Source organism: Aquimarina litoralis, assembly GCF_019295435.1.
GTDB classification, from domain to species: domain Bacteria; phylum Bacteroidota; class Bacteroidia; order Flavobacteriales; family Flavobacteriaceae; genus Aquimarina; species Aquimarina litoralis_A.
The window spans coordinates 1-8,993 of sequence record NZ_WEKL01000087.1 but is presented as its reverse complement, the minus strand read 5'-3'; the positions used below and the strand labels follow the sequence as shown (position 1 = coordinate 8,993).

The 8,993-nt window shown below is 31.8% G+C and carries 11 protein-coding genes; all 11 read right to left on the bottom strand.

The annotated features are described in order from the left end of the window. Nucleotides 1-676: beta-ketoacyl synthase N-terminal-like domain-containing protein (locus GBO31_RS23085; RefSeq protein WP_281422485.1), on the bottom strand; the 676-nt coding region annotated here is incomplete at its 3' end. Continuing rightward, nucleotides 669-1,115 (bottom strand): 3-hydroxyacyl-ACP dehydratase FabZ family protein, encoded by a 447-nt coding sequence (locus GBO31_RS23080; RefSeq protein ID WP_219010977.1) that lies wholly within the window; start codon nt 1,113-1,115, stop codon nt 669-671. The genes GBO31_RS23080 and GBO31_RS23085, both read right to left, overlap by 8 nt. Nucleotides 1,116-1,126: 11 nt before the next feature. Further along, nucleotides 1,127-1,612: a hypothetical protein gene (locus GBO31_RS23075; protein ID WP_219010976.1), complete on the bottom strand. Its 486-nt coding sequence runs from the start codon at nt 1,610-1,612 to the stop codon at nt 1,127-1,129. A gap of 44 nt (nt 1,613-1,656) precedes the next feature. Then, nucleotides 1,657-2,709: a type III polyketide synthase gene (locus GBO31_RS23070; protein WP_219010975.1), complete on the bottom strand. Its 1,053-nt coding sequence runs from the start codon at nt 2,707-2,709 to the stop codon at nt 1,657-1,659. A 14-nt stretch (nt 2,710-2,723) separates the two neighbouring features. Next, nucleotides 2,724-3,434, bottom strand: coding sequence for a methyltransferase domain-containing protein (locus tag GBO31_RS23065; RefSeq protein WP_219010974.1), 711 nt, complete (start codon nt 3,432-3,434; stop codon nt 2,724-2,726). Continuing rightward, a complete protein-coding gene (locus GBO31_RS23060; protein WP_219010973.1) occupies nt 3,428-4,555 on the bottom strand; it encodes an NAD(P)/FAD-dependent oxidoreductase in 1,128 nt (375 codons plus the stop codon). Before GBO31_RS23060 ends, GBO31_RS23065 begins: the two co-directional genes overlap by 7 nt. Nucleotides 4,556-4,634: 79 nt before the next feature. Next, nucleotides 4,635-5,324, bottom strand: a complete 690-nt coding sequence (locus tag GBO31_RS23055; RefSeq protein ID WP_246615969.1) for an OmpA family protein — start codon at nt 5,322-5,324, stop codon at nt 4,635-4,637. Nucleotides 5,325-5,360: 36 nt separating this feature from the next. Continuing rightward, nucleotides 5,361-5,843, bottom strand: a complete 483-nt coding sequence (locus GBO31_RS23050; RefSeq protein WP_219010972.1) for a lipocalin — start codon at nt 5,841-5,843, stop codon at nt 5,361-5,363. Nucleotides 5,844-6,026: 183 nt separating this feature from the next. Beyond that, nucleotides 6,027-6,722 carry an OmpA family protein gene (locus tag GBO31_RS23045; protein ID WP_219010971.1) on the bottom strand — a complete coding sequence of 232 codons (696 nt, stop codon included), beginning with the start codon at nt 6,720-6,722 and terminating at the stop codon, nt 6,027-6,029. A 16-nt stretch (nt 6,723-6,738) separates the two neighbouring features. Then, entirely contained in the window at nt 6,739-7,218 is a 480-nt protein-coding gene (locus GBO31_RS23040) for a lipocalin family protein (protein ID WP_219010970.1), read from the bottom strand. A gap of 302 nt (nt 7,219-7,520) precedes the next feature. Further along, entirely contained in the window at nt 7,521-8,846 is a 1,326-nt protein-coding gene (locus tag GBO31_RS23035; RefSeq protein WP_219010969.1) for an MFS transporter, read from the bottom strand. Nucleotides 8,847-8,993: the final 147 nt, after the last annotated feature.

The following is an 8,993-nucleotide window of genomic DNA, read 5'->3' as shown; positions in this document are numbered from 1 at the left end:
AAGCAGCAGTTGGGTTTTGGTTATATTTATGAGGAAGAATTCTCATAGCATCAAAACCACCCCAAACATAAGGACCACTATCACTGGTACTACCTGCTAATATGATTTCCGCCTTTCCAGTGGTAATCCGCTCATAAGCCATTAAAATAGCTTCAGTGCCTGTGCTACAGGCAGAAGAATTTGTTGTAGTAATATTACCGCAACCTATCATTCCTCCTAAAAAAGCACTGATACCACTAGCCATCGTTTGTATGACTGTCGTGCTTCCTAATCGTCTTACCTTGCCTTCATCAACTTTATAAATAGCATCTCTAAATTTATCCACTCCTAATATTCCAGTTCCAAAGATGACACCTGCATCCCACAAAGGAATTTCATCCTTATCTCTAAGTGTCAATCCTGCATCTTTCCATGCATCTATACCTGCTATTACTCCATACTCCAAACCAGAAGCATTTAATCCTCTTAATTGAATTGAATTAAAGTAATTATTTAAATAACTATCTTTATATAATGGTTTTCCAGCAATTTGACATGAAAAATTTAGCTCCGTTAATCTATCAATTAACCGTATTCCAGATGTACCATTCTTAATAGCGTTTTTAAAATCTGAAACGTTCGTTCCATTTGGAGCAACAACTCCCATTCCTGTTATAACTACTCTCCTACTATTCATCTTGTAAAGGTTTCATCATTCCGGATATACTTCCTTTTGCCACAAGTTTATCTTCAGAATTATACATTCTTACTTTACATTTCAACTTATTAAATCTAAAATATTCTTTCTCAGACACCACAGTAACCTTTTCTCCCGGAAGTACTGGTTTATAAAAATCAATGCTATTGCCACTCATAGCGACTCCCAAAGAACTTTCTTCTACAGCTTCTTTAAAAAGAAATATTCCTAGACAAACAACACCAATTTGTGCCATAATCTCCGTTAGAATAACTCCTGGTGTTACTGGATATTCTTTAAAATGACCTTGATAAAAATATTCATCCTTTTTAAGCGTATAATTTCCTTTTACCCCATTTTCATTGATTTCATTTATTTGATCTACAAATAAAAAAGGAGATTGGTATGGTAGTTTTTTTATGATTTGTTCTTCCGTCAAAATAATACCTTTTAAAATGCGCAATTGCCAGGTAAAGGTTCTTGAGACGCTAACTCACTTGCAAATGAAATTTCTAGGATATCTTTACTAAAACCATTAGCAATACTTCCTTTAAAGACCACTGTTCCGTATCCTTTATTATTCATATGAGCTCTTACATATACAATTTGGTTTTCAGTAATGTTTACGGAACCTCCAGATCTGGTAAATGGTTGTTCGTTTACATGACTATGCGCTAAAATCCTTCTATATATCAGCGTACCGTCTTCAGAGATAACTTCCCACCAATCTGCATATTGATTACATCCTAGATCTGGACTTTCAATTTCAACACTAAAAGTATAATTCCCTTCTTCTCCAGCTACTGAAACATTCGTAATATCTGCATTTTCTTGAGTTGGTATCGGTTCTTCTGAATTGGATGTCTCATTATCACTATCAGAACAGGCTGATGCGGAGAATGTAATTAACAAAAGGTAAAAACATATATTTTTCATTAGGCAATTGCTTTAAGATTCAACATACTTATTTAATTAATGAACTACCACTCCAGCAACACTCTTTGAGCAGAAAATCCAGGTCCAAAACTTAACATCAAACCAGTTTCTCCTTGCGAAGGATTTCTGTCCATAAATCGTTCTAATACATACAAAACGGTGGCACTACTCATATTTCCATATTCTTTTAATACTGCTTTAGTATCATCTATGTTCTTTCCTAAATCACCAAAAAGAGCTTCAACAGTTTGTACTATTTTCTTTCCACCAGGATGAAATATCAAATGATCAATATCTCCAATTGACTTTTCATATTTTTCAAGAAAAGGATGTATAATATCTGGGAAATGCTTTGCTATTTTATCAGGAACTTCTTTATCCAATACCATTTGCAAACCACTATTCGTTAATTTAAAACCCATCATAGAAGTTGCCTCATAGAAATGATACATTTCATCAGCTATAATTTTAGGCCCTTCTGCATCCTCTTCTGATGATAACAATACACATGCCGCACCATCACCAAAAATAGCTGAACTTACGATATTTACCATGCTAAAATCATTGTGTTGAAATGTAGCTGTTGGTGATTCTACTGCGATTACTGCAGCTCTTTTGTTTGGATTCGCTTTTAAAAAATTTCTAGCATATATTATTCCCGAAACTCCTGCAGCACAACCCATTTCTGTTACCGGAAGTCTTATTATATCTTGCCGTAAACCTAAAGTATTGATCAAATAAGCATCCAAAGATGGAATCATGATACCTGTACAACTCACAGTGATTATATAATCCAATGATTTAGGATCCCAATTTGCTTTGTTTAATGCTTTTTTTAGCACCGATTCTCCGAGTTTTTTTACTTCTCGAATGTATATGTCATTTTTATCTTCAAAAGAAGTAGCAGTAAACACTTCTTCTATGCTCATTATTCCATAACGTTTATCTACCGCAGCATTTTCGAAGATTTTAAGTACTTTCCGTCTAAATCGATCTTCTTGTCCTGTCAGCCACTGAGACACAAAAGGTAAAATTTCTTTAGTTTCCCTTACGTATTTCGGTAATTGCTTAGCAACCGATGTTATTTTTACATTCAATATTTTCCCTTTTTTTACTGATTAATAATCCATCGATATCTAAATGCCCATTTCCATTGTAATCGATGATTAGTTAGCTTTAAATCTTTAGCAAAACGAAGCAATTCATTTCTTTTAAAACCTCTTTTAATAGATACTAAACCATCATTTTTGGCAATATATCCTTTGATAAAGAAAAAGCTAAATAACTTAAATAAATAATATGATAATCTAGTTCTGTGTATGTCATTAATAATAATACCTTGTGAAGCTAACTCAAGCCCTTTTGTAAGCAATTTTTTAATTTCTTCATCTCTAAAATGATGTAATGTTAGCGTACAAATAATAATATCACAGGAAAACTTTTCTTTATCAAGTTGTAATATATTCTCCTGATAATATTTTATATCTGGAAATGCTCCACTTAGATTTATTGCTTGTGACAAACATTTATCATGATTATCAATACCAATTAGTTTTGCTTTGATATGATGTTTTTGTAAAACCTTAGCCAATTGTCTCAACATTTCACCATCACCACAGCCAAAATCCATAATTGTGTATTCTTTAGCGATATCATCATTTTTGATGATTTCCACAACAGCATCAATAGTAATATTATTTCCTCCTAGCATTCTATTGACCTTACCTATATCTTCTAAGGCAATCGAAAGATCTTTTTCATTGACATCTGGATTATCCATAAGCTCGGCTTCATTACTTCTTTTTGTAAGATTCACTAGCATACTAATGGTTTTCCATGAGTTTGTTTTATAATTTCTGGTACAATTGCAGGTATCGTATTGGCAATTTTTTGAGCTAATACTTGAAATCCATGATTTAACAATACTTTCTGGAGAACTCTTCCTGCATATAATCTCCTAGAGAAGGCTAAATTCCATTGTTTGGTATATAACTCTTCAATCTCTTTAGTAGTATATTTTTTCGAAAAGTAATTATCACTAAGTACATCACATAGAATTTTAGCACTTTGAATTGCCATAGCCATTCCGTTACCACATAAAGGATGGATCAATCCTGCTGCATCCCCAATCATAAAAACACCTTTTTCTACAGGTTTTTTTGGGTCAAAATTTATTTGACTAATGGTAATATGTTTCTTGAACTGTAATTCTGCATTTTCAAAAAAATCTTTTAAATATGGATTCTTATAAAGTACATTTGACTCAAAATCTTTAATGTCTTTATATTTCTTAAAACTTTTATAATTGACCAAATAACAGGCATTCACTATGTCATTTTCCACGACGGACAAACCACAATAACCACCTTCAAAATTGTGTAATGCTACAGTCTTAGAATCAAACTTGGATGTATAGTGCGCTTTTACCGCCAACCACGGAGATTTTTTCTGGCTAAAATCACGTTCTAAATTTTTGTCAATGATAGAACGTTTTCCATAGGCACCAATTACATAATCAGAACTAAATACTCCATTTTTGGTAGTATCGACGAAAAATTTATCTCCTTGAAATCCTACGTTCGTAACTTGATCATTTAAAAGTCTAACTCCTAATTCTTTAGCGAGATTCCATAAATGATGATCTAGTTTATATCTACTAATTCCAAAACCACCTAATGGGAGTTTACTTTTAATTACTTTTCCTTTTTTTGTTGTGATATGCAATTCAGAAATACCTACAACATCTAAGTCATGTATATCTATCCCTAGATACTCTAAATATGGTACTACTTCGTTAGATATATATTCACCACATACTTTGTGTACAGGATAGGTGTTTTTTTCGATAAGCGTAACGGGTATTTGTTGCTGTGCTAGATGAATAGCACTTGTTAAACCCGCTAAGCCGCCTCCTATAATAAGTATATGTGTGCTATGATTCATTTATTGAAGATACATAAAATTTGAGCATAAAAAAATCCCGACTATTAGGTCGGGATTTATCATTCCAAATTACAACATCTTACTCTCTTATTTGAGCGACTGCTTGTCTACGTAGCTCTTCATTTGGTGAAATAGTAACTTCTACTCTTCTATTTTTAGATTTACCTTCTATAGTATTATTATCATATTTAGGTTGTGATTCTCCATAATATCTAACTGTAAATCTCTGTTCGTCAACCCCTTGTTCTACAAGATATTCTTTAACTGAATGTGCTCTATATTTAGATAGTAAAAAATTAGATTCTTCTTTACCTACATTGTCTGTATGCCCTTCAATTAATATATTAGAATTAGGATATTCTTTAAGCACAGTAGCCAGTTTATGAATAGTCTCTTTTGATGGTGTATTCAAATCGTGTTGGTTAGTTTCAAAATACACACCACTTTGTTCATCAAAAACTATATTGATATCTTCTTCTACTCTTTGCACAACTACACTTGGCATTTCTTCTTCAATTTTTTTAGCTTGCTTATCCATTTGGTTTCCAATGATACCTCCTACAGTAGCTCCGACCATACCACCGATAACAGCACCAAGCTCAGTATCATCAACTTGATCTCCAACTATCCCTCCAATTACAGCACCACTAGCGGCTCCGATTAAACCTCCTATTTCGGCTTTCTTCATTGTCTTACAGCTTCCAAACACTAATACTATTAGTAATACATAAGATACTTTCTTTAAATTTTTCATAATGTGTGATTTCATAATGTGAGTTTTATTTTTGTCGGTGATTATTTCTTTTTATTGTTTTTCAAAATTCATTTTAATGGTAAATTTTTGCCCATCAACAATCATATCGTAGCTCCAAATCATATTGATACTATCCAAATCATATAATTGCATTCTATACCCTTTATTATTAATGGTACTTTTCATTTTGTTATCTACTGGTTTTAACAAAACACTATGAGTATATCCATATAATTCTTTAGGAATAGACCAAATAAAGTTAAACACCCCTTTATTGGAACAAGTAGATCCTGATAATGAATAACTACCTGTATTGTTATTAGCAATGAATTCCCAAATAGTATCTTCTAAACAAGAAAGAGAAATGTTATCAAGAATGGTAATATTATAAGTAGCTCTACTATTAGTTTCGTAGGTGATATCTTTTAATATCCAGACTCCATTCATAGAAATCTTTGCAGCTCTGGTAAATTTATTTGCTGTTCCGCAACTTGATACTATTGCTAATAATAATATAAAACGAAGTATTTTCAAGAGTAATGGTTTAAAGAGTTAATATGAATTAGTTACAAGACAAAGATGCCTCTATTTAGCTCTTTAAACTACATCATAAATAGTGAAAATCACATCACGGAATTCAGTGTAAGAAAAGGTTTATAAAGAAAAATTCCCAGCAAAATCATTGCTGGGAATTTAATTTATCAATTGTAAAGTATACTAGTCTACCTTCTGTTTAGCATCACGTATCATTTTATCATTTGCTAATATTCCAAACTCTACTCTTCGATTTTTAGCTCTTCCTTCTGCGGTAGCGTTATCATATTTTGGCAAGGTTTCTCCATGATAGTACGTAGTTAATCTCGTTTCGCTGATTCCTTGTGAAATTAGATAGTTTGTTACTGAATATGCACGTTTTTTAGATAATTCTAAGTTGTATGCATCATCACCAGAACTATCAGTATGGCCATCAACGATAATATTAGTATCTGGATATTCTTTAAAAATACCTATTAATTTATTTAGGTTTTCTTTTGATTTTGCGTTGATGTTAGATTTATTAGTATCAAAATAAACACCACTATTCTCATCAAATATAATATCAATTCCTTCTCCAACTCTAGTTACTTCTGCCCCAGGAATTTCTTCTTCAATTTTTTGCGCTTGCTTATCCATTTGTTTACCGATAACACCACCAGCAACACCTCCAACGACACCACCAATGATAGCACCGAGTACAGAGTTCTCTTTATTACCAACATTATTACCTATAACACCTCCAAGAACAGCACCCGCAGTGGTACCGATCACAGCTCCTTTTTGAGTGTTATTAGCATTTTGTACAGCATCACAACTACCAAGAACTATTAGTGTTGTTAATGCGATTGCAGTTATTTTTAAATTAGATTTTATCATTGCCTTATGATTTGAGTTATTGTAGTTTGTTAAAGTTCATCGTTATAACAAATGGTTTTCCTTCAAGACTTACCGTTTGTGTCCAAGTCATCGTTGTATCATCCAAATGCTTCAGAGTCATCCGATATCCTTTATTATTGTTCGTACTTTTTTTCTTTTCATTAATAGGTTTGAATAGAAAGCTATATTCACCATTTTCTGAAGGCTTCGGAATCGTAAATCTAAAATTACGAGCTCCAGTTGATGTACATTGATTTTCGTTTACCGTGTATTTACCAGTATTATTATTTGGAATGAATTTCCAAACACCTCCTGTTAAACACTCTGCAGAAGCGTCATTGTATAAAGTAACTTCAAAAACTCCAGGACGATCATAAGATATTTTATCTAATGACCACTCCCCTTTTAATGTTTTTTTAGCTGCAATTATGGTCTTTTGACTTGCAGAACATGAAACAAGTAAGGTTACTGATAGCAACATTAATAGTTTTTTCATAGGTTTTAATTTAAAAGTAAAGTTTGGTTATCAAAATTTAGATTCAAAGATCATTAAATAATGAGATTTTTGAATGTTTAAAAAAGAATAGATTTTCGCTTTTTAGATGAAATACAAAGTTTTTAGACAAAAGTTATTTTCTGAATTTTTTTCATGAGTATCTAGTCCGTTGGTATTAAAAGTTTAGATAGTAATGTACATACTTTATCAAACGAAATAAAGTACATTATCATATATTAACTAAAGAATGTTAATAGAATTTAACACTAATAAAAGTTAATTACTTAAAACTCAAACAGAAACTATTTTTCCTCATTTCTTGGGACTCTGAATAAAAGAAAAACACCAATAACAAAGAATATTATGAAAAATAAAATTGAATATCGAACGCTTCCAGTCATTTGAGCGACTACACCATAAGAAAACATTCCTATAACAATCCCAATTTTCTCGGAAACATCGTAGAAGCTGAAATAGGATGCAGTATCAACTGCATTTTCTGGTAATAACTTAGAATATGTCGATCTTGACAAAGCCTGAATTCCACCCATAATTAATCCAACTATTGCAGCGGCCACATAAAACTGTCCTGGCGTAGTTATGGTATATGCATAAATACATATGACGATCCAGATAATATTGATGACAATAAGTGTTTTGATATTACCATATTTCCCTGAAGCTTTTGAAGTTAAGAAGGCACCTGCTATAGCTACCAATTGAATCAAAAGTATACTGATGATAAGACCTGTAGTAGCATCTTGTTCTCCCCAATCTAATTCTTCAATTCCAAAATATGTTGCTATCAACATTATTGTTTGTACTGCCATACTATACACAAAAAAGGCAAACAAATATCTCTTTAATTTTATATTATGTTTTAACGCATTCCATATAGACTTCAACTCTTTGAAACCATTAAATAATATATTTTTAGATAACTTCTCCTTTTTATTTCCTTTAGGTAAATAATAATAGGTATATTGACTAAAACCAATCCACCATACTCCAACCATTAAAAACGATAATCTAGTTGGCAAACCTTCATTCTCGAAACCAAACCAATCATATTTTAAGATCATTATGAGGTTGATTATTAAAAGAATTACACTTCCAATATACCCTAAAGAATACCCTTTGGCACTAATAGCATCTTGTTGTTCTGGAAATGCTATATCCGGTAAATAAGAATTATAAAAAACAATGCTTCCCCAAAAACCTATTAATGCTAACAAATAAGAAAGTAATCCAAAAAACAAGTTTTCTAAAGAAAACCAATATAATCCAATACAGGAAAGAGCTCCTAAATAACAAAAGAATTTCAAAAAGTTCTTTTTATTTCCTACATAATCTGCGATACCAGAAAGAAATGGACTTATAAATGAAACGATTAAAAAAGCTAATGCAGTAACATAACTAATTAAAGAGTCATTGTTAAAATCAACACCTAAAAAATTAACCGTATCACTTACTATATTATCATCACTATCTCTTACAATTGTTAACGCTCCCCAAAAAATTGGAAATACAGCAGATGAAATGGTTAAATTATACACTGAATTTGCCCAATCATAAAAAGCCCAGGCATTTAGTAATTTTTTATGTCCTTTTGGTAAATTATTTCCCATGTGCGAAAATTAAAAAGCTGCTCTGGTTTGTCCAGAACAGCTTCTAAAATAGGTATTATCTTTTTAAGAAAGGATATTTTACAATTATTTAAAGCTAGTAACTCCAAATTTTTTCGCTTCAGCTTTCGCAGCAGGAGCCCAAGCGGT

Coding starts and splice junctions, on each gene's coding strand:
- GBO31_RS23075 (WP_219010976.1), bottom strand. CDS start 1,612: ATGAAAAATATATGTTTTTACCTTTTGTTAATTACATTCTCCGCATCA.
- GBO31_RS23065 (WP_219010974.1), bottom strand. CDS start 3,434: ATGCTAGTGAATCTTACAAAAAGAAGTAATGAAGCCGAGCTTATGGAT.
- GBO31_RS23060 (WP_219010973.1), bottom strand. CDS start 4,555: ATGAATCATAGCACACATATACTTATTATAGGAGGCGGCTTAGCGGGT.
- GBO31_RS23055 (WP_246615969.1), bottom strand. CDS start 5,324: ATGAAATCACACATTATGAAAAATTTAAAGAAAGTATCTTATGTATTA.
- GBO31_RS23045 (WP_219010971.1), bottom strand. CDS start 6,722: ATGATAAAATCTAATTTAAAAATAACTGCAATCGCATTAACAACACTA.
- GBO31_RS23040 (WP_219010970.1), bottom strand. CDS start 7,218: ATGAAAAAACTATTAATGTTGCTATCAGTAACCTTACTTGTTTCATGT.
- GBO31_RS23035 (WP_219010969.1), bottom strand. CDS start 8,846: ATGGGAAATAATTTACCAAAAGGACATAAAAAATTACTAAATGCCTGG.